We start from the raw sequence: 19,643 nt of genomic DNA, 5'->3' as shown, positions 1-19,643 counted from the left end.
GTCCTCAATGTGAACCGGGCGGCGGCGTCAGCAATGAGTCGCATGGGGCCGGGCGGGTCTGCGCCGTCTGCGGGACGCCTGTCCGCTCGTACTGCGCTCACTCCCAGGTCGCGGATTCCGGGTCGACGCCGTGGGTCTTGGCATTGGCGAAGATGATGTCGCGCAGCCATACGGTCAGGCCCGGGGCGATCGCGTCGTAGTACTCGGCATAGCCGGGTTCGCTGACGTACAACCGCCCGATGCACGCCTGCCGCGCGTGAGGACAGTCGAAGTACGTGGAGATCAGCGCGCGGTGGCGTTCCGCGAGGGCATTCGCGTCGTCGGAGCCCGGGGCGACGCCGGCGCGGCACGCGGCACCGAGGTCTGCGTTCAGGGCTTCGGTCGTGGCCGCGACCCCTTTCCAGTCCTCCGGTGTCATCTCGGCGGCCCGCTCGGTGTATTGCGCCCACTGCGCGCTCTCGCCCCAGCGTTCCTCGGCCTCCTCCACCCAGGCGGGCTGCCAGTCGGCACCGAAGATTTCGACCTGCTGCTCCGGAGTCAATCGCATCCCCGTCCTGGATGCCTCCAGCATGCGATCGACCGCGTCGACCATCTTCTGCATGCGAGTGATGCGCTCCACGAGTTGTGACCGCTGCCGGCGCAGGTGGTCACGCGCTTGGGTAGTGGGGTCGTCCAGGATCCGGCCGATTTCGGCGAGCGGGATCCCAAGTTCCCTGTACACCAGGACCCGGTGAATTCGGGAGACATCGTCGCCCGAGTAGACCCGGTAGCCGGCCCAGGTGCGGCCGCTCGGGCGTACGAGGCCGATCGCGTCCCAGTGGTGCAGCGTCTTCACGCTGACCCCCACCAGCGCAGCCGCCCGGCCAACGGTGAGGCCCTCGGGGCCGATCGGCTCGGCGCCTGCGGTGGGGAGGGCCGATTGCGGCTCGTGGGCGTCGCTCTGCATCGGCTCAGCGTCTCACGTCGCCGAGAGCGAGCCCAAGCGATGGCGAGGCGACCGGGAGGCCGTCGCCGCCCTTGATTATCCGCCTCACATCCGCGACCGCCCGCTTGGCCGGCTGACCGTGCGCCCGAGCGCGGGGGGGAAATTGCCGCATCGGTAGAGTGTGCGATATGCCGAAACACCTGTTATTCGTGACCCTTGCCGGGCACGGGCATGTCAACCCCACCCTCCCGCTGGTCGAGGAACTCGTGCGGCGGGGACACCGAGTGGACTACGCCACCAGCGCGGAACACTCCGAAGCGGTCATCCGGGCGGGCGCGCGCTGGGTGGAACTGCCGCCGTGGGAAATGCTGACGCCGCCGCGCGAGTTCGGCCCCGCCGAGATCGCGAACTTCACGCGCAACCTGTTCACGGCAATGCGCTCGGCCTACCCCGTGCTGCTCGAGCACTGCCTCAGTGAGCTGCCGGACGCGATCTGCTACGACGCGATGAACTGGTCGGCCCGCGTCGTCGCCGAGAAGCTGGGCATTCCCGCCGTACGCTGTATTCCCAACTTCGCCTCCAATGAGACCTTTTCGCTCTTCGCCAACTTCATGGCAAGCCACGGCGGCGGCGACAATGCCGATGCCAACACCAACCCCTTCACCGCGGCCCTCGGTCCCGAGTGCGCGGAATTCTCCGCCGAACACGGTGTCGAGCTCGAACCGGCACACCTCATGGACGTGACGGAGAAGCTCAACCTGGTGTTCATACCGAGGGAGTTCCAGCCGGCGGGGGACTCCTTCGACGAACGCTTCCACTTCATCGGCCCCTCGCTGGGCAGCCGCGAGAAGGACGAACCGTGGTCGCCCGCCGACCCCAACGCGCCCGTGCTGTTCATCTCGCTGGGTACGGTTTTCAACGACCGGCCCGAGTTCTACCGCGCCTGCATCGAGGCATTCGGTCAGGGCCCGTACCAAGTGGCCATGACCGTGGGCAATGTGGACATCGCCGAACTCGGCGAGATACCGCCCACCATCGACGTACGACCCCGCTTTCCCCAACCGGCCGTGCTCCGTCATGCGGACGCCTTCGTCTCCCACACCGGGATGAACTCCACGATGGAGGCGCTGTATTACGGGGTCGGTCTGATAGCCGTCCCCCAGATGCCCGAGCAGGCCGCCAACGCCGGACGGGTACAGGAACTGGGGCTCGGTGAGCGGCTGGACGCCGCGACGGTGACGGCTGAGTCGTTGCGTGCCGCGGTCGCCCGCGTCGCCTCCGACCCCACGGTACGCGCCAACCTCGACCGGATGCGCAAGGTCGTCCGGGAGAGCGGCGGCGCCGCCCGCGGCGCGGACGTGATCGAGGACTATCTCCGCTGACCGCACGGCTGATCACTGCAGAACACCGCTTCACCGCAGAGGTGTTGCTGCCGGTCGAGGGCGGGTGTGCAACGGGCGCCATCACCCATACCCGTTGCACACCCGCCCTCCAGGGATACGCCCACCCTCCAGGCGTGAGCCCCTCGCGTTACCCCGCCTGCCCTGCCCGGCGGTCGGTTATGCGGCGTGGGTGGGAGGACGACGGCTCACGCGGCGACGGGTTCCGCGTGGGGAGTGCGGTCCAGTCGCTCCAGACGCTTGATCAGACGGCGAACGGCGAGCAGCGGGAGCACGCCGAAGACGCCGAACGGCATGTCGATGACCGACCACCAGATGGGGATCCCCCGGAGCGGCCCGCAGATGAGGGCGAGCGGGATGATTCCGGCGCAGGCGATCATGCCGAACTCGATGACCCAGATGTTGCGCACGGGATCGCGGTACGGCCCGTAGCAGGCGACGGCGATGACGAGGTGGGCGAAGGCCAGCCAGTCGGTGCCGTACAGCACGAACGGATACTTCGCGTCGGTGGCGTCGAGGCCGTCACGCACGCGCTCGATCCACTCGGCGAGCCCCGGGAGCGCCTCGCCGACGGACGCGGCCCAGGACGTCAGCGCGCCGTGGACCAGGTGCAGTTCGGTGACGAGGGGGTCTGGTCGGCCGGTTCCGCGGCGGTCGGCAGGCCGGGAAATTGCGTCGAATGTGGAGTGGTCCTTTGAGAGGGTCATGGGCGTCCCGCACACGCCGCGAAAGGAATGTCCGTGCCTCGTGCCGTCACGTTGATCCGTTCCGCCTCCCTGTCCGATGTCGCCGAGTACGCCTACGCGGCCACGGCCCCCGCTGAGTCCCGGCTGATCTTCCTCGCCGGGGCGTGCCCGTTGAACGACGACGGATCCACCGCGGCGATCGGAGACGTCGCCGGGCAGGCCGCCAAGGCCGTCGAGAACCTCCGGACCGCGCTGGCCGACGCCGGGGCGGAGCTGCACGACGTCATCAACACCCGCGTTCTGGTCGCCTCCAACCGCCAGGAGGATCTGGTCGCGGCATGGGAGGTGGTCCGGGACGCCTTCGGTGACCACGACGTTCCCAGCACGTTGATGGGTGTCACCGTGCTCGGCTACACCGACCAGCTCGTGGAGATCGAGGCCGTCGCCGCCGTGCTCGATTCCTGAAGCGCCGGCGTCGAAGGGCCGCGAGGCCCTGCTGACGGATGCCGGACGCTGGTTGAATCCCTTTTCAACTTTCCTCCGTATACGTGAGTGATGGGTGGTTCGAGGGGGGCTTGACGGAGGGGGAACGAAGAAGGGAAGAGCATGGGAGTCCTGCAAATCCTGACTCCCGCGCTGGCCGACCGCCGTCGTGACCGCTCGACGACGGGCAGGCGCAGGGACACAGGCGATGACGACTTCGACCGCCGTCGGCGTCGGCACCGGCGTCACGGTGGACACCGTGGTCACGACAGGGGCCACCGATGAAGGTAGGTACCGATCACTCCTGCTGACTGTCGGCGGCCGGGCCTTCGCCCGGCCGCATCAGTCGGTGCGGCGTGAGGCATGAGGCGGTATGAGCAGCGCGCGGCCGATCGCTTCCTCCCCCGGTGACGCGCACGGCGAGGACGGGGGAAAGAAGACAGCGCGTCCTTCCGAGCGGCCTCCCTCCCTGCGTTCCCCGGAACCCATGACGGACGGCATCGTCGCGCCCGCTCCGCCCGTGCCCCTGCGCGATGTGTTCCGGCGCTTCTGGCCGTACACGCGCGGCGGCCGGCGCTGGCTGGTGGTGATCCTGGCCTTCATCGTGCTCGACCCGGTCGTCGACGCGGCAGAGATCTGGCTTTTCAAGATCGTCATCGACGACATGCTGGTTCCGGGCAATCTGCATCTCCTGCTGCCGATCGCCCTCGCCTACCTCGCGCTCACGTTCTTCGCCGGCGTCCTCGCCTTCGCCGACGAGGTGACCTCCACCTGGGTCAGCGAACGCTTCCTGCTGGCCCTGCGGTCCGATCTCTTCCGCCACGTCGAAGGTCTGTCCCTCGGATTCTTCGAGCGGCGGCGGCTCGGGGACGTGCTCTCCCGCGTGACCGGGGACGTCGATGCGGTCGAGACGTTCCTGCTCTCCGGGATCGTGGACGCGATCGCCCAGGTGCTGCGGCTCGGGATCTTCCTCGGTGTGCTGTTCTACCTCCGGTGGGACCTGACCGTCCTCGCCCTCCTCATCGGGCCGCTGTTCTGGTGGACCGCCCGACGCTTCTCCCGGCGGGTGAAGGCCGCCTCGCGGGAGCGGCGGCGCCGCAGCGGCTCGGTCAGCGCGGTCACCGAAGAGGCCCTCGGCAACATCGTCCTCGTGCAGGCGTACAACCGGCAGCGCTGGGAGCACGGCAGGTTCGAGCGCGAGAACCTCGGCCGGTTCCGCGCGGCCATGGCGTCGGCCCGTATCGGTGCGGTGTACGCCACGGTCATCGACGTCATCGAGCTGGCCGGCGCGCTGCTCGTGATGGGCCTGGGCACCTGGGAGCTGACCCAGGGCCGCCTCACCCTGGGCGGCCTGATGGTCTTCCTGACCCTGCTGAGCCGGCTCTACAGCCCGATCCGCGGAATGTCCGGCCTCAGCAACACCTTCTACTCGGCGTCCGCCGCCGCAGAGCGGATCATCGAACTGCTCGACCAGCGGCCCCAAGTCGTCCAGGCCGCGACCCCGCGCGAACTCGGGCACGCCCGCGGTGAGGTCCTGTTCGACGACGTCTCCTTCCGGTACCCGGGGACGACCGAGCCGGCCCTCTCCCGCGTCTCCTTCGCCGTGGCCCCCGGCGAGATCCTGGCACTGGTGGGGGCGAGCGGAGCCGGGAAGTCGACCGTGGCCAAACTGCTGCTCCGCTTCTACGACCCGGACCACGGAACCCTCCGCCTCGATGGGAACGACCTTCGTGATCTGCGCCTGGACGACCTACGGAACAACGTCGCCGTGCTGCTCCAGGAGACCCTGGTCTTCCACGGCACGGTGCGCGACAACATCGCCTACGGCCGTCCCGACGCGAGCGAGGAAGACATCGTCGCGGCAGCTCACGCCGCGGACGCACACGGCTTCATCAGCCAACTTCCCCAGGGCTCCGACACGGTGGTGGGCCAGCGCGGCCGGCTGCTCTCCGGCGGGCAACGACAGCGTCTCGCCATCGCCCGTGCCATGATCCGCAACGCTCCGCTCCTCATCCTCGACGAGCCGACCACCGGCCTCGACGCGGAATCAGGCCGGCGCATCCTCGAACCACTGCGCCTGCTGATGAGCGGACGCACCACGATCCTGATCTCCCACAACCTGCTCACCGTCCGCGACGCCACCCAGATCGTGCTCCTTGAGGACGGCCGCATCGCCGACCAGGGCACGCACGGCCAGTTGCTCAGCCGCAGCGCGGCGTACGCCCGGCTGTACCGGCTGCACGGCCCCGACGACACCCCGCTGGCCAAGGTGCCGTCATGAGCCGTACGCCGTCCCCCGAGCCCCCGCCGCTGGCGGCCGGAGCGTACGTGGCCCCGGGCTACGAGGTCCTCGCCCACCTCTGCCGCACCGGCTGGCTGGACCTCTACGACGCCTGGAGCCAGGAGCGGGAGTGCCGATGCGTGGTGAAGGTGCTGCGTCCGGCCCGACGGGGCGAGCGGAGGCTGCGCGAGCGACTGCTGCAAGAGGGCCACTGGCTCCAGACCTTCACCCACCCGCACCTGGTCCGCGCCTACGAATCCGGTGAAACCCCGGAACCGTACGTCGTATTGGAGACGCTCACCGGCGAGACCCTGGCCCACCTCCTCGACCGCCGCCGGCGCCGCCTGGCCACCAACGACCTCACCCTGCTCGGCCTGCACCTGTGCTCGGTGCTGCACTACCTGCACGGCCAGGGCCTGCTGCACCTGGACATCAAGCCGTCCAACATCGTGGTCGGCTGTCGGCGCGCAATGGTCCTCGACCTGAGCATCGCCCGCCCTCCCGGCTCCGCCCCGCCGGGCATCGGAAGCTTCTGCTACCTCGCCCCCGAGCAGGCCCGCGGCGGAACGCTCACCCCCGCGACCGACGTCTGGGGCCTCGGCAGCACGCTGTACGAGGCCGCCACCGGCGATGTCCCCTTCGACGTCCCCCTCGACGACACCGAGACCGATCGGTACCCCCAGCTCGACGAACGAGCACCGTCCGTCAGCACACGCCGGCGACTGCCCCACACCCTCACCGCGGCGATCGACAGCTGTCTGGCCCCCGAACCGGGTGACCGGCCCTCCATGGCCCAAGTCACGGCAGCGCTGGAGGGCTTGCTGCCGTACGGCCGCCGCGGACCGCCGGTCGACGCATCGCCGACGATCATGAACCATTCACCGGGCTCGTTACGTACACCAGACATCAGACACGAGTTACCGAACACGAATTACCAGTCACCAGTCACCAACTACCAGTCACCAACTACCAGTCTCCGGACACGGTTCGCCGAGTGCCGGGTGCGTCCGATGCCTCCGACCCGGCGAGCTCCGGGAGGCACCGATGTCTTCTCACACAGTTGAGGCTTCGCTGAGGGGAGTTGCCGCCGTCTGCGCGCTCCTCAGCGCGGTGGCCCATCTCCTCCTCGTCCCCGAACATCTCGAAGAAACGCCGTACATGGGAATCCTGTTCGCCATCGGCAGTGTGGCGCTCCTCGTTGCCGCGGCAGGTCTCGCGCGGCGCAACCCCGTACCGGCGTGGCTGCTCGGCACGTTGGTCAGCGGTGGCATGGTCCTCGGCTTCGCGTTGTCCCGTACCGTCGGGCTGCCCGACTACCAGGAAGAAGGCTGGGATCCCCCTTACGGCGTCCTGTGCATGGTCGCCGAAGTGGTGTTCATCATCGCCTTCGTCGCCTGGTGCGGTGTGGCGAAGACGCCGACCCCGCCCGCTGAGGTCACCCACCCCACCGCATCCGTACACGCTCAGTAGCCACGGCCGGCATGTCGTGACCGTGGCAAGGGAGCGGTGACCCGGAGGGAGAATGAATGCGTGGTCTTCCATAACCGCCGGGCAATCCCCTGGCCGGGGCGGACCGTAGACAAGGGTATGCAGAGGTTGCAGCTCCCGGTCGGACGCATCCCCGACGAGGCGCTGCTCGCTGGCCTGGCCACGGGTGATCCGGAGCTCGCCGTCACGTTCGTACGGCGGTTCCAGCACACGGTCTTCGGCGTCGCGCTCGCGGTCACCCGCGATGCGCAGCTCGCCGAGGACATCGCCCAGCAGACCTTCGAGCGTGCGTGGCGGCACGCGCAGGTCTACGACTCGCGCCGCGGATCGGTGACGACCTGGCTGACGACCATTGCCCACAACCTCGCCATCGACGCCGTCCGGTCGCGTCGGCCCGAGCCGGTGGCCCCCGAGGACCTCGACGCGCTCCTCGGCGCGGTGACCGACACCCCCGAGGATCGGGCGCTCGCGGACGAGGCGTCGGCCGCCCTGCGGGCCGCGGTGGCGCAGTTGCCGGGCGAACAGGCCCGCGCCCTGGTGATGGCGGGCATCTACGGGATGACCGCTCAGCAGGTCGCCGACCGGGAGCACATCCCGCTGGGTACCGCCAAGACCCGGATCCGGACCGCCATGGGCAAACTGCGGACCACTCTCACCTCGCCGGGCCCCGGATCCGCGAACTCCACGGTCCACCCCACGCATCCCAATCCCGCACCTGCGAATCCCGCCGATCCGCATCCCGCGTCTCCGAAGCGAAGCGGCCATGAATGAGGCGGCCATGAACAAGGACCTGACCTGCGAACAGCTGCACGAGACCGGTGCCGAGCTGGCCCTCGGCGTGCTCTCGGGCCGGGAGCGGGCCGAGGCGGCCGCTCACCTGGACCGTTGCGCGGACTGTCGGGAGTACATCGAGCAGCTCGCCCTCGCCGGCGACGGGCTGCTGTCCCTCCTGCCCGGCCGCGAGCCGCCGGCCGGTTTCGAGACCCGGGTGGCGCGACGGCTGACCCGGCTCCAGGCCGCGCGGGACGGACGCGAGCCCGCGCGCAGTTCCGGGCTCCGCCGCACGGGACTCCGCAGAGGCGTACGGCTACGGGTCGCGTCCGCCGCGGCGGTACTCGCGCTGGGCTTCGGGTTCGGCGGCTGGGCCGTCGGTACCGCCATCGAGAACCTGGCCGCCGGCCCTGCGCCGTCCGTCCAGGCCGGGGCGGGAATGCTGCGGGCGAATATGACCGCAGCCGGTACGAACCCTCCACAACGGGTCGGCGAGATCTACGCCCATCCCGGACCACGCGGCTGGGTCTTCATGTCCGTCGACCTCGCCGACGCCGGCATCCGGTACAGCGGAAAGGCCACCTGCACACTGGAGCGCACCGACGGCACGACCGTCCGGCTAGGCACCTTCAACCTCCGCAACGGCTACGCCTACTGGGGCACCCCGGCCTCCGTGAACCCCTCCACGCTCTCGGGCGCCCGCCTCACCTCGACCGACGGCCACGTCCTCGCCACCGCGCACTTCACTGCCCGGTGATCACTCCCGGCGGAGCGGCCTCCGCACGGGGAGACAGACGTTGCAGCCTCACCCCTGGCAACGTGACGCTACGCCCGATCCGGTGACACCGTGCATAGCGGCGTGCTGCCACGGGGATGCCATGCGGGCCGGAACCGGTCTTCAGAAAGGCATGATCATGCAGGTCAGCGTAGGTGACAGACTGCTCATCCACGGGCGCATCGTCGGGCAGCGCGACCGGACAGCCGAGGTCATCGAGGTGCTGGGAGCGAACGGCGGCCCGCCGTATCGGGTGCGCTTCGAGGACGGTCACGAGACCATCATGTCTCCTGGCCCGGACACCGTGGTGCGGCCTTTCGCGGCCGAAGCATGAGGCCGTCGCGACGCTGAGCCGTCGATCGGACGGGCCGTGGAGGCGTCGAGGCGTGGAGGCGTCGAGCCGTCAGCGCCGCGTCATTGACACGACGGCACCCCTCAGACGCCTCTGCTCCCCGTCCTTGCCCCTGTCACTGTCCCCGTCCCCGTCCCCGTCCCCGTTCTCGTTCCCGTTCCCGTTCCTGTCCCCGTCTCCGTTCGGGTCACCGCGAGCAGAGCCATGTCATCGGGTACGACGACGGGCAGCGGCTGGAGGTGGCGCACACACCGGCGTCTGACCGTGGTGCGCCCCGCACTCGGTGCCCTCGCGAACCCGCCCCCGCTCCGTCGTGCCGTCGGCCCGGGACTCAGCCGAGGTTGTCGCCCCAGCCGCCCTGGATCATCGTTTGGAACGCCCACGTTCCGTCCCGCCTGATCAGGATGTCGGCGTACCGCAGCTGTCGGGTCTCGCCCTGGACCGTCATGGTCGAGTCCGTGAAGACCACGGCGATGGCGGGGGAGAGGAAGACGGGCGTGCGTGTCGACTCGAACGTGATGTCCTCGCCCCCGTCCCCCATGACATGGGTCATCGTCGCGATGAACCGCTCGCGGTCCCACTGTGCCGAACGGCCGTTTCCGGCCGCGTCGTCACTCACGAGATTGAGGGGGAAGGCCGCCATGTCGGCCATCCGCTCGACGTTGCGCTTCGCGCTCTGGGCGTCGTACTCCGCGAACCAGGCGTCCAGGCTCGCGCGGTCCTCGGCGGTCGGGACATAGCCGGTCCGGGGCAGAACGGTCACGCTGGCTCCTCCTCTTCAAGGCTTTCGGGCACGCGTCGCGTACGCACGCATCGAGAGCTCATCAAGTTTGACTACGAACGGAGGGTAAGTGCTGTGAGTGCTCTAGTCAAAGTTGAATAGACGAGAAATGGCGGCGGCCCAGTCGTTGGGTGTGGGCGTGGTACGCATGCGGGCCACCGGACGCGGCCGTCAGGAGCCGCAAGGCAGCCTCTTGCGGCTCCGGCCCGTTCGCCCGATCTGCGCAATAAGGCTCAGTGGTCGACGGTGACGACGATCTTGCCTACCTGGGTGCCCGCTTCCAAGTAGCGGTGGGCTTCGGCGATGCCGTCCAAGGGGAAGGTGCGGTCCACGAGGGGGCGGAACGCGCCGGTGCGCAGGCCGGAGGAGACGAACGCGACGGCGCGGCGCAGGCGTTCCGGGTCGGCGGTGGTCTCCTGCGTGACGGTGTAGGTGCGCATGTTCAGGGCGGGCATGCCGAGTTCGAACCCCGGGTAGGGGGTCGGATCGCCGCTCAGTGCGCCGTACAGGAAGAGCGTGCCGTCCGGGGCGACCGCCTTGGCCAGGTCCACGACGCCGGGGCCGGCGATGGCGTCGAAGACGAACTCGGCACCCCGGCCTCCGGTCAGGTCGAGCACTCGCGCGGTGACGTCCTCCTCGTCGGTGACGATCACGTCGGCCGCCCCCGCCTTGAGCAGCGCGTCCTTCTTGGCGCCGGTGCGGGTGGTCGCGATGGGCACCGCCCCGACGCGGTGGGCGATCTGGATCGCGGCGAGCCCGACACTGCTGGAGGCCGCGGTCAGTACGACCGTGTCCCCGGCACGCATCCCGCCGACCTCCACCAGCGCCCCGTACGCGGTCAGGTACGGCATCCATACCGCTGCGCCCCCGACCGCGTCGAGCTCGTCGGGGCGGTGTACCACCGCGGACGCGGGGACGAGCGCGCGCTCGGCGTAGACGCCGTAGTCGTTCATCGAGAACGCGGGCACCACGCTGACCTGCTGGCCGACATCGAATCCGGTCACGTGCGTGCCGACGGCCTCGACCACGCCTGCGGCCTCGGTGCCGAGCCGGGCGGGGAACTCCCTTACGGGTTCGATGTAGTTGCCGTCGCGGAACAGCACCTCGGCACGGTTGAGGCCGATCGCGTCGACCCGGATCAGCAGCTCACCCGGGCCGGGTGTGCCGACCTCCAGGTCCTCCAGCCGCAGGACCTCCGGGCCACCGTGCTCATGGAACCGCACTGTTCTGGTCATCGTGCATCCCCCTGTTCATGGACGTGAGTTGCGACCCGCGTGCGTGGTCGGCGAGACAACTGCCGCAACCGCGCCGCCGTGTCGGGCCTCACTCAAGCGGAAGGTACGACAGCTGTCAAACTTCGACATGGATCGTACTTTGACTGGTGTCATATTTTGATGGATGTCGTATGTTGATGGGTGTCAGGCTTTGCTGGACTTCGTAGGACGAGCGTGGGAGGTCAACGCGCGATGGCGGTAGCACGACGGAGCGGGCCGGAGCGGGTCCCGTCCCACCCGGACATCCGGGAGATCAGCCTGCAGCAGGTGCTTGAGGCCCTGGTCGACCCGATACGCCGGCGGATCGTCCGCGAGTTGTACGCCGCTCGCCGGGAGCTCGCCTGCGGCACGATCGACCTGCCGGTCAGCAAGTCCACGGCCACCCGCCACTTCCACGTTCTGCGCGAGGCCGGTCTCATCAGGCAGTACTACGCGGGTACTTCCCGCATGAACGCACTGCGCAGCGAGGAGTTCGAGCAAGCCTTCCCGGGGCTTCTCCGCGCCCTCATGGAGCAGCGCGAGCGGGAATGAAACCCGGGCCATGGCCGGCGGGCGGTTCGGGCTGGGCGGCGGTCGGGAGTGGGAAGAAGCAGGGGCAGGTGCGCCCCCGCCTCCTCCCGCTCCCTCTGGTTCCTTCCAGTAGGCGTCCTCGCTTTAGTAGTCGTCCTCACCGTAGAACTCATGGCGTTCGCTGATGTGCTCGTAGAGCTCGTCGACGAGCGGGGACTCGTCGGCCCACCAGGGGGTACGGGCGGCGGGTTCAGCGGAGCCGCCGGTGACCAGCGAGGGATCGACGGCGTCCATCCACGGGAACGCCTCCTCGTCGTCGAGTTCCTCGGCATCGATCTCGCTGAGCCGGCGGATCATGGGGACGGGCACGGTCGACTGCTGGTGCCGCACCATCCAGGTGTTGCGGAAGAAGTCGAACTGCAGGTGGTAGCAGTCGTCCGATTCGCTGAAGACGATCGGGGGGACGAGGAAGTGCGCCGCACCGACCGTGGCCGCGACGTCGATGTAATTGTCGGGAGTCCCGCCGGAATTCCAGCACGCGGCGAAGTTCACGGGCGTCAGCGGGTCTTTGCTGAGGATGTGTATCTGGTTGCCCCGGATCACGAACTTTTCCGGGTCGAGGACCACGTCCTCGCCGAGCATCAGGATCGGCGCCGGCATGATGTGCGCCTTGGCGAAGGACTGAGCGCGCTCGTAGAGATCGACGATCTCATCGAAACGCGTGGCGTCGAACCTGCCGAAGTCATGGAACGGGCAGCACACGTTGTCCGTTTCTTCCCCATCCGGGAAGAAGGCCGACTTGTCGAACGACGACACGGGCGAGGGCGACGGTATCGACGAGTCCGAGGGACCCGGTGAGCCCGGTTTCTCGGAGTACTTGGCATTGAGGAAGGCGGGAATCCATGTGCCGTCCGGGCCTTCCGCCTCGACCACCGCCGTGTCGCACAGATCGCGGAACGCCGTGTCGCCGAGCTTGCAATTGAAGTAGTCGAGCAGGGTGATCGCGGCGCATTCGGCCAGCGACAGGGTGTCGCTCTTCGGGAACCAGAAGTCGTAGCCGTTCGCGAGGAAATGCACGCCACGGAACTGCTTGTGGACGAAGGGCTCGCCGGTCTCTCCGGAGGTGAGGCCGTTCCAATGCGCCGCGGCGACCTGGTTGTAGTAGGCGTCGGCATGGCGGGCGAGCTCGGGAGCGAAGACGCTTTCGCCGGTCCAATAGCAGGCCTTGCTGAACAGCGCGCCGATCTCGGGATCGTGCGTGACGTCCGGTTCGCTGAAGACGAGTTCGGTCCGCAGGAAGACTTTGCGGCCGTCGCGGAAGGGCGCGCCCTCGTGCTCGTACCGCTGGTCGAAGATCACGCAGGTGAGGGGCTCGATCTCGGAGACCGCCGGCCCACCGACCAGGTCCAGGGCGGGATCGGCGGAGCCCCCGGTGAGGTAGAGCAGGACGGTGTAGCGGGAGACATGTCCGCGGGCGGCGTCGTAGTAGGGCGTATCGCGGTGGTGGTGGAAGTTGCTGTCGCCGGGCTCGAAGCGATTGCAACGGAACACCGGATTCACATGCGAGAAGCCGTCGAGCGTCGCCTCCGGCATCGACGCCGTCACTGCCTTGGTGAGCGCCTCGGCGAGCAGCGCCGAGTGGAAGATGAAGCGTTCGCCGCCGCGCGAGGAGGCGTTGAGCGGCGGGACGTAGAGGTTGAGCGAGTCGAGCCGTTCCAGGCCGGCGCGGGTGGCATCCGGCAGCCGCAACGACAGCGCGTACGCGTCCTGCCCGAGCTCGACGGGCTCGGCGAGCTCCAGATCGAGGGGGACGTCCGCAAACAGGTGGTCCAGCGGAACGATGTTCTCGAACGTACGGAACGACAGCTCGCGGGGATCGACGAAGACGGCGGCCAGGTGCGGCGCGCCCTCGCTGGGCCGGGCGAACAGCTCGCGCACATCGGCGTCGATGCGCTCGGCGTCGACGAAGCGCACCGACTTGTGGCGCGCGGTGGGGTGCCAGGAGACCGACAGCCCGTCGAGCGTCGCTGCGGGCTCGGTGTCGGTCGCGTCGACCTCGGCGCGGTAGCGGGCGACCTCTTCGCCGGTGGCCTCACCGGTCGAGAGGGCGAAGAATCGGTCGCGGAGTTCGGCGCTCACACGCTCCTCCAGTAGCTGCGCAGGGTGGTCGGGAGCTGAGGGGCGGAGGCGAGCTTCTGCACGCCCGCCTCGGAGACGTCGTCGCGGTACAGCAGGAGGCGCTGGAGCGAGCCGATGAACGGTGCCGACAGCAGGGCGTCAGCGCCGTCCTCGCCGATGTCGTTGTACCGGAGGTCGAGCTCGATGAGATTCGTCAAACCGCTCAGCGAGCGCACGCCCTCCGCGGTGACCGCGTTGCACTGGAGGTGCAGGCGCCGCACCGCCGCGAATTGCGGGGATGCGGTGAGGGCCGCCAGACCGGAGTCGCCGATGGCGCAGTACCGCAGGTCCAGCGTCTCGATCCGGCCGCTCCCGGTCGCGGCCGCGAGGGCCTCGGCACCGGGGTCACCCATGCGGAAGTACGAGAGGTCGAGGGCGGTGAGCCGGCCGAGGTCGACGCTCGCGAGACCGTCCGCCTCGATGGGCGGCGGCATGAGCGGTCCGTTCTCGTCCCAATGCTCTTCTTCGTGCCCCCACTCCTCGCCTTCCGGGTCATCACCCGCCTTGATCCGCAATGCGGTCACGAAGGGGCCCTGCAGGGCCTCTGCTATCAACGCGGGTGCCTCGTCGGACCAATCGACGGCGACCTTCGTGGCGAACCCGTGCCGACGCGCCTCGACGGATACCCCCGACGGCAACTCCGCGTCCCAGCTGTCCTGGTGCTTCTCCGACAACAGCTGTATTTCCGACGCCAGTTGCTCGCGCTCGGCGCTGCCCGCCACTCGGGAACGTCGTTCCCATTCGATCAACTTCCCCCGGACATCGCCTCGTTCGTGCAGCGCGTCGGCATAAGCGCGCCACGCCGCAACGTCGTCGGGATGCTCGCGCAGTCTCTGTTCCAAAGCCGTGGCTTCCATGTGGATCACCCTAGAGCCGGCCACTGACAATCGAGTTCCGCCCGAGGTCCTTCTCCGCAAGCAGGGCGAGAACTTCACCGTAAGCAGAGCGGGAACTTCACCGTCCCGGCACGTCGTTGCCCCCGTCCACAGGGCGGACGGGGGCAACGCGGCACCACGTAACGGTGGCTGGTGGCTACCTCACTTCCACCAGTACTTCACACCGCGGTGGTGTGAGCAGGTGCCGCTGGAGTGGCGCGAGTAGGAGTGGCTGTTGTCCTTGCAGCGCGCGGTCTCGTAGCGGTCCGCCGGCCTTTTTCCGGCCTTCCACCCGCATACGCCGGTGGTGTGGTGCACGCACCTGTGCGCGCTGTTCGTGCGCGGCAGCGTCGTCGACGCTTCCGCCGTGCCGGCGGCCCCGAGAACCAGGGCAACGGCAGCCGCAGCGGCGGCGATATGGCTCTTCAAGAATTCCCCCCACAGGAATGGTGCTCAATGGCGCTCAATCGCGCTCTATTTCCGCCGTATCGTACATAGGTGGTGAAGTCCGCCACCCGCGGTACGGGAAAAAATCATGGCCGGATTCTCGCCGTAGCTGCGATACGGCGCTCCAGGTGGAGCGGCGCGAAGCCGTCAGGAGCCGGCGACCGTCACCGGGCGGGCCGGTCCGGTACCCGGTCGAGGAGGTGGCCGACCTCGTCGGCGACGATCCCCGGCTGTTCGGCCTGGAGGAAGTGACCCGAGTCGACTTCTCCGAACCGGCCGTCCGGCAGTGTCTCGACCCAACGGCGCTGGTGCTCGGCGATGACGGCCTGCTGCTGTTGGCGGCCCTTCCCGGGGCGGGACGCCGAGAGCAGGACCGTGGGGCATGTCGGGAGGGCGGGCGGCGCGGCGCTGAGCTGGGGAATGGCCGCGGCCACGGCCTTGAACTCCTTCCTCGTCTGCGCGATGCCGGCCGGGACGAAGTCCTCCGCGAGCATCGTCGCGTAGGTGTCCGCGGGGAAGACCCGGCGGATGTTCCCGCTGGCCATACGGGCCAGCGGGCGGAAGCGGACCAGCGCCTGCGTCACGCCCAGCGCACGGTCGACCTTGCGGGCGGTCTGGTCGAACGTGTCGTAGACGGGCGCGCTCTCCGGTGTCGGGTCGAGGAGCAACAACCCGCGTAGCCGAGGCCCCAGACTCTCCGCCGCGCGGCGCGCGACCAGCCCACCCATGCTGTGCGCGACGAGTACCAGGGGCGCGGAGCCGGGTACCAACGCGTCAACCAGCGCGACCAGGTCGGCGGCCATGTCGTCGATCCCCAACTGTCCCGTCGCGCGATCGCTCCGCCCGAAGCCGGCGCGGTCGTAGGCCAGCAGTCGTGCCCGGTCGGCCAGCAGCGGCACCACCGGATCCCAGCAGGTCCGGCCCAGGCCCTGACCGGCCTCGAAGACGACCCATTGGGTGCCCCGCCCCGACTCCTCCACATAGAGGGACCGCCCGTTCACGGTCACCGTCCGCCCCGTCGTCCGCCTCATGGGTCCCCCGTCCGTCGAACGATTTCATTTTCGATAACGGTATCACTTGTGAAATGGTAGGGGGATGGATACCGCGGACCTGCTTCTCCATCCGGTACGCCTGCGGGTGGTTCACGCCCTGTCAGGCGGACGCGAGCTCACCACGGGCGAGCTGTGCGCCCGGATGCCCGAGGTGTCGAAGGTGACCGTCTACCGGCACGTTTCCTTGCTGACGGAGGCGGGCTTCCTCGAAGTCGCCGGGGAACACCGTGTGCGCGGCGCGGTCGAGCGTCGGTACCGGTTGCGCCAGAACCGTCCCTCGATAGACGCTGACGGCGCCGCGGCCATGTCCTTGGACGACCATCGCCGCGGTTTCGCCGCCGCCATGGTCGTCCTCATCGCCGAGTTCAACGCCTATCTCGACCGGGAGGGCGCGAACCCGACCGCCGACTCGGTCTCCTACCGCCAGGGCACGCTCTGGCTCTCCCCGGACGAACTCAGCGGTCTCCTGGGCAAATTGGCCGAGGTACTCCAGCCCTGCCTAGGCAACGAACCCGCCCCGGGGCGCGTCCCGTACCTCCTGAGCCCCGTCCTCTTCCCTGCCGAGCCGCCGGATTCCTGACGGCGACCGACAGGACGTGCCTTCTCCGCCCAGGTCAGACCGCGGCGAAGAAGGCACTCATGCCGTCGATGTCCGAGAGGTAGCTGTCGATGGCGGTGATACGTCCGGACCGGATGGTCAGCACGGTCGCAAGGTGTTCGTCGAGCTTGCGGCCGTCGGGGGCGGTCGCGGTGTTGCGCAGCGAGAGCGCCGCGCCGTGTGCGCCGATGAGCACGTGCAGCAACTCGGTCCGCACCCCCCGATCCGCGATCTGCCGGGCCCGCTCCACGGCCAGGTCCGCCCCGCGGATGGTGCCGGAAATGGTGCCGGCCCCCGGCATGGACCAGGTGATCTCGTCGGCGAACAGATCACGCAGTGCCTGCCAGTCACGATCCTTGAAAGCGGCGAGGAACCGTTCGGCGATCGCGGGATCTGCGGTGTTCGTGGACATGGGCCGGCATCTCCTGTTCTTCACCGAGTGCTGCCGGCGGCAGGTAGCCGCAACGGCAGACTCGCGGTGGGTCGAGCGATGAGTCGAGCCTAGGCCGCGGCGCCCGGTGGTGCGGGACGGCAGCGTGGTGCTCTCGCCACCCGCCAACTGGGGTCGAACGGCTGCCTGTTGTGTGCAGGGTGCCCCGGGAGGAGGGGGCGGCGCGCTCCTGACTTACCGGGTGGCGACGTCGTGCCTGGTGCCCTCCGTGATGGCCCTGAGTTTGTCCGGGTTGGCGACGTTGTGCAGGGTGGTGATGCGGCCGTCGGCGTCGATGTCGAAGGTGACCGTGGCGATCACGCGGTCCGGTCCGCTGAACATCAGCCCCGGGCCGCCGTTGATCTCGACCAATTCGGCGTGCATGTCGTCAGGCGCGATGCCCTGGTACGTCACGGTGCCGATGGCGGCGAACCAGGAGGCCACCGTGTGCGCGCCCACCACCGGGCGCAGGGCCTGGCGGACCTTGCCGCCGCCGTCGGTCCACAGCGTGACGTCCGGAGACAGCAACTCCATCAGGGTGTTGATGTCCCCACCGGTCGCGGCCGCGAAGAACTTCTCGGTGACCTCGCGCTGCCGCGACCGGTCCGCGGCGAAGCGCGGCCGACGGGCCTGTACGTGCTCGCGGGCGCGGTGGGCGGCCTGCCGTACGGCGGCTTCGGAACGCTCCACCGCCTCCGCGATCTCGGCATGGCTGAAGCCGAAGACCTCCTTCAACACGAACACCGCGCGTTCCAGGGGGCTCAGCGTCTCCAGCACCACCAGCATCGCCATCGACACCGACTCGGCGGCCGTGACGGAATCGGCGGTGTCGCCGACGGTGAGGATGGGCTCCGGCAGCCATGGCCCCACATACGTCTCCCGTTTGTGCCGGGTGGACCGCAGCCGCTCCAACGCCAGATTCGACACGATCCGCGTCAGGTACGCCTTGGGGTCGGCCACCTGCGAACGGTCGGCGGCAGACCACTTGAGCCAGGCGTCCTGAACCGCGTCCTCGGCGTCGGCCGCCGTCCCGAGGATGCGGTAGGCCACCGAGAACAGCAGGTTGCGATGCCGGTGGTACACCAGGTGGTCCGGGTCCGGATCCGTGGGCTGGTTCGGTGCGGGGGCCGCGGGCGGGTAGGTCACCGCGCCTCCCGTATACGGGTGAAGCGGCCGCCGCGCGGCCAGATCGCGCCCGAGGCGGGCATCTTCTTCATGCGGCCGTAGGTCGGCCAGGGGGAAGCACTCACCGTCTCCTTATACCGGGCCGCCAGACGGCCGGTCAGATAGAGGCGCCGGGGGCTGTCGTCGGGGTGCGTGAACTGCACGACCGCCTCGTGCCGGCCCAGGCTCACCGGCGTGTGGTAGTAGCCGAAGCGGAACGGCTTGGGCTGCCTGCCCTTGAGTGCGCGGGCGATGGACACCGCCGCGTGCACACCGGTCGGCATGCCGCCCTGGCAGGTGCCGTGCATGACCCCGTAGCCCTGGCGGATCGCCGCCGCGTCGCCGACGGCGTACACATCCGGGTGCGACACCGAACGCAGCGCGGCGTCGGTGACGATGCGGCCGTGCGCGTCGACCGTCAGCCCGGCGGCGGCCGCCAGCGGCGACACCCGGGTACCGCTGGTCCACAGCACCGCATCGGCGGGAACACTCTCGCCACCGGCCAGTTCGACCGCGTCGGGCAGTACCTTCACCACCTCGACCCCGGTGCGCACCCGGACGCCGAGGCGGTCCAGCGCGGCCCGCAAATACGCCCCGGCCTTCGGGTGCATCGCCGCACCGGGCTCCTGCCGGCCCAGCAGTACGACCTTCAGCTCCGGGTGCCGCTCGGCGATCTCCGCGGCCGCCTCGATGCCGGTCAGCCCGCTGCCGCCGATCACCGCCGTGCCGCTGCCGAGCTGCGCCAGCCGGTCGGCCAGCACCTCGGCGTCCTGGGCGCTGTTGAGGGTGTACGCGTGCTCCTCGACACCCGGCACCGCCGCGGTGTCGGCCACGCTCCCCAGCCCGTACACCAGCGTGTCGTAGTGCAGCACCTGGTCGTCATCGACCCGTACGGTCCGTGCGTCCGCGTCCACCGACGTCACCCAGCCGCGCATGAAGCGCACGCCGGTGCCTTCCAGCAGTGCCGGGATGCTCAGCTCGGCGAGCTGCTGCCCGGTCGCCGTCATGTGCAGCCGCAGCCGCTCGGTGAACCGCTCCTGCGCATTCACCAGGGTCACTTGCACGTCCTCGCGCCGGCCGACCCTGGCCCCGAGCTGGATCGCGGCGGCCATGCCTGCGTAACCCGCGCCCAGGATGAGGACGCGGTGGGTGGCCGACTGATGTGGGTCCCTC

The 19,643-nt window shown here is 69.2% G+C and carries 22 protein-coding genes; 11 read left to right on the top strand and 11 right to left on the bottom strand.

The annotated features are described in order from the left end of the window. Positions 1–97: 97 nt before the first annotated feature. Positions 98–946 carry a MerR family transcriptional regulator gene (locus tag V2J85_RS07335; protein WP_330820976.1) on the bottom strand — a complete coding sequence of 283 codons (849 nt, stop codon included), beginning with the start codon at positions 944–946 and terminating at the stop codon, positions 98–100. 167 nt (positions 947–1,113) lie between these two features. Here V2J85_RS07335 and V2J85_RS07330 point away from each other — a divergent pair, with 167 nt between their 5' ends. Then, positions 1,114–2,307: a macrolide family glycosyltransferase gene (locus tag V2J85_RS07330; protein WP_261957689.1), complete on the top strand. Its 1,194-nt coding sequence runs from the start codon at positions 1,114–1,116 to the stop codon at positions 2,305–2,307. A 206-nt stretch (positions 2,308–2,513) separates the two neighbouring features. Here the strand turns inward: V2J85_RS07330 and V2J85_RS07325 are convergent, their stop codons facing one another. After that, positions 2,514–3,032, bottom strand: coding sequence for a hypothetical protein (locus tag V2J85_RS07325; RefSeq protein WP_330820975.1), 519 nt, complete (start codon positions 3,030–3,032; stop codon positions 2,514–2,516). A gap of 33 nt (positions 3,033–3,065) precedes the next feature. Here V2J85_RS07325 and V2J85_RS07320 point away from each other — a divergent pair, with 33 nt between their 5' ends. The 8 genes from V2J85_RS07320 to V2J85_RS07285 all read left to right on the top strand — a co-directional run bounded on the left by V2J85_RS07320 (position 3,066) and on the right by V2J85_RS07285 (position 9,143). Further along, positions 3,066–3,476, top strand: coding sequence for a RidA family protein (locus tag V2J85_RS07320; RefSeq protein ID WP_261957691.1), 411 nt, complete (start codon positions 3,066–3,068; stop codon positions 3,474–3,476). Between the two features lie 226 nt (positions 3,477–3,702). Continuing rightward, positions 3,703–3,861, top strand: a complete 159-nt coding sequence (locus V2J85_RS07315) for a hypothetical protein (RefSeq protein ID WP_261957692.1) — start codon at positions 3,703–3,705, stop codon at positions 3,859–3,861. Positions 3,862–3,981: 120 nt separating this feature from the next. Continuing rightward, positions 3,982–5,775, top strand: coding sequence for an ABC transporter ATP-binding protein (locus V2J85_RS07310; RefSeq protein ID WP_330820974.1), 1,794 nt, complete (start codon positions 3,982–3,984; stop codon positions 5,773–5,775). Then, positions 5,772–6,839 carry a serine/threonine-protein kinase gene (locus tag V2J85_RS07305; RefSeq protein WP_330820973.1) on the top strand — a complete coding sequence of 356 codons (1,068 nt, stop codon included), beginning with the start codon at positions 5,772–5,774 and terminating at the stop codon, positions 6,837–6,839. The genes V2J85_RS07310 and V2J85_RS07305 overlap by 4 nt, the downstream gene beginning before the upstream one ends. After that, entirely contained in the window at positions 6,820–7,245 is a 426-nt protein-coding gene (locus tag V2J85_RS07300) for a hypothetical protein (RefSeq protein ID WP_330820972.1), read from the top strand. Before V2J85_RS07305 ends, V2J85_RS07300 begins: the two co-directional genes overlap by 20 nt. A gap of 117 nt (positions 7,246–7,362) precedes the next feature. After that, positions 7,363–8,034 carry an RNA polymerase sigma factor gene (locus V2J85_RS07295; protein ID WP_261957696.1) on the top strand — a complete coding sequence of 224 codons (672 nt, stop codon included), beginning with the start codon at positions 7,363–7,365 and terminating at the stop codon, positions 8,032–8,034. A gap of 7 nt (positions 8,035–8,041) precedes the next feature. Next, positions 8,042–8,791 (top strand): hypothetical protein, encoded by a 750-nt coding sequence (locus V2J85_RS07290; protein WP_261957697.1) that lies wholly within the window; start codon positions 8,042–8,044, stop codon positions 8,789–8,791. A 157-nt stretch (positions 8,792–8,948) separates the two neighbouring features. Beyond that, positions 8,949–9,143: a DUF1918 domain-containing protein gene (locus V2J85_RS07285; protein ID WP_261958404.1), complete on the top strand. Its 195-nt coding sequence runs from the start codon at positions 8,949–8,951 to the stop codon at positions 9,141–9,143. 349 nt (positions 9,144–9,492) lie between these two features. Here V2J85_RS07285 and V2J85_RS07280 read toward each other — a convergent pair whose 3' ends face one another. Both V2J85_RS07280 and V2J85_RS07275 read right to left on the bottom strand, forming a co-directional pair. Continuing rightward, positions 9,493–9,924, bottom strand: a complete 432-nt coding sequence (locus V2J85_RS07280) for a DUF4440 domain-containing protein (protein WP_261957698.1) — start codon at positions 9,922–9,924, stop codon at positions 9,493–9,495. Positions 9,925–10,175: 251 nt separating this feature from the next. After that, positions 10,176–11,177: a zinc-dependent alcohol dehydrogenase family protein gene (locus tag V2J85_RS07275; protein ID WP_330820971.1), complete on the bottom strand. Its 1,002-nt coding sequence runs from the start codon at positions 11,175–11,177 to the stop codon at positions 10,176–10,178. Between the two features lie 231 nt (positions 11,178–11,408). On the opposite strand from V2J85_RS07275, the gene V2J85_RS07270 reads away from it, so the two are divergent. Continuing rightward, the gene (locus V2J85_RS07270) at positions 11,409–11,747 is read left to right on the top strand and encodes an ArsR/SmtB family transcription factor (protein ID WP_330820970.1); all 339 of its coding nucleotides are present in this window, start codon (positions 11,409–11,411) and stop codon (positions 11,745–11,747) included. Positions 11,748–11,870: 123 nt separating this feature from the next. Here the strand turns inward: V2J85_RS07270 and V2J85_RS07265 are convergent, their stop codons facing one another. The 4 genes from V2J85_RS07265 to V2J85_RS07250 all read right to left on the bottom strand — a co-directional run bounded on the left by V2J85_RS07265 (position 11,871) and on the right by V2J85_RS07250 (position 16,257). Beyond that, positions 11,871–13,865: a hypothetical protein gene (locus V2J85_RS07265; RefSeq protein ID WP_330820969.1), complete on the bottom strand. Its 1,995-nt coding sequence runs from the start codon at positions 13,863–13,865 to the stop codon at positions 11,871–11,873. Beyond that, positions 13,862–14,761: a leucine-rich repeat domain-containing protein gene (locus tag V2J85_RS07260; protein ID WP_330820968.1), complete on the bottom strand. Its 900-nt coding sequence runs from the start codon at positions 14,759–14,761 to the stop codon at positions 13,862–13,864. The genes V2J85_RS07265 and V2J85_RS07260 overlap by 4 nt, the downstream gene beginning before the upstream one ends. A 180-nt stretch (positions 14,762–14,941) precedes the next feature. Further along, positions 14,942–15,208: a DUF3761 domain-containing protein gene (locus tag V2J85_RS07255; RefSeq protein WP_261957703.1), complete on the bottom strand. Its 267-nt coding sequence runs from the start codon at positions 15,206–15,208 to the stop codon at positions 14,942–14,944. Between the two features lie 182 nt (positions 15,209–15,390). Continuing rightward, positions 15,391–16,257 carry an alpha/beta fold hydrolase gene (locus tag V2J85_RS07250; protein WP_330820967.1) on the bottom strand — a complete coding sequence of 289 codons (867 nt, stop codon included), beginning with the start codon at positions 16,255–16,257 and terminating at the stop codon, positions 15,391–15,393. 64 nt (positions 16,258–16,321) lie between these two features. Here V2J85_RS07250 and V2J85_RS07245 point away from each other — a divergent pair, with 64 nt between their 5' ends. Beyond that, on the top strand, positions 16,322–16,858 hold the full coding sequence (locus V2J85_RS07245; protein WP_261957705.1) for a helix-turn-helix domain-containing protein: 537 nt from the start codon (positions 16,322–16,324) through the stop codon (positions 16,856–16,858). 34 nt (positions 16,859–16,892) lie between these two features. On the opposite strand, the gene V2J85_RS07240 is transcribed toward V2J85_RS07245, so the two are convergent. The 3 genes from V2J85_RS07240 to V2J85_RS07230 all read right to left on the bottom strand — a co-directional run bounded on the left by V2J85_RS07240 (position 16,893) and on the right by V2J85_RS07230 (position 19,606). Then, positions 16,893–17,288: a nuclear transport factor 2 family protein gene (locus V2J85_RS07240; RefSeq protein ID WP_261957706.1), complete on the bottom strand. Its 396-nt coding sequence runs from the start codon at positions 17,286–17,288 to the stop codon at positions 16,893–16,895. 213 nt (positions 17,289–17,501) lie between these two features. Beyond that, positions 17,502–18,392, bottom strand: coding sequence for an RNA polymerase sigma-70 factor (locus V2J85_RS07235; RefSeq protein ID WP_261958405.1), 891 nt, complete (start codon positions 18,390–18,392; stop codon positions 17,502–17,504). A gap of 56 nt (positions 18,393–18,448) precedes the next feature. Further along, complete coding sequence (locus V2J85_RS07230; protein WP_261958406.1) at positions 18,449–19,606, bottom strand: NAD(P)/FAD-dependent oxidoreductase; 1,158 nt, start codon at positions 19,604–19,606, stop codon at positions 18,449–18,451. Positions 19,607–19,643 lie beyond the last annotated feature (37 nt).

Source organism: Streptomyces bugieae, from assembly GCF_036352915.1.
In the GTDB taxonomy this organism is placed as follows: Bacteria; Actinomycetota; Actinomycetes; order Streptomycetales; family Streptomycetaceae; genus Streptomyces; species Streptomyces endophytica.
This window is presented reverse-complemented; position numbering and strand designations above follow the sequence as displayed.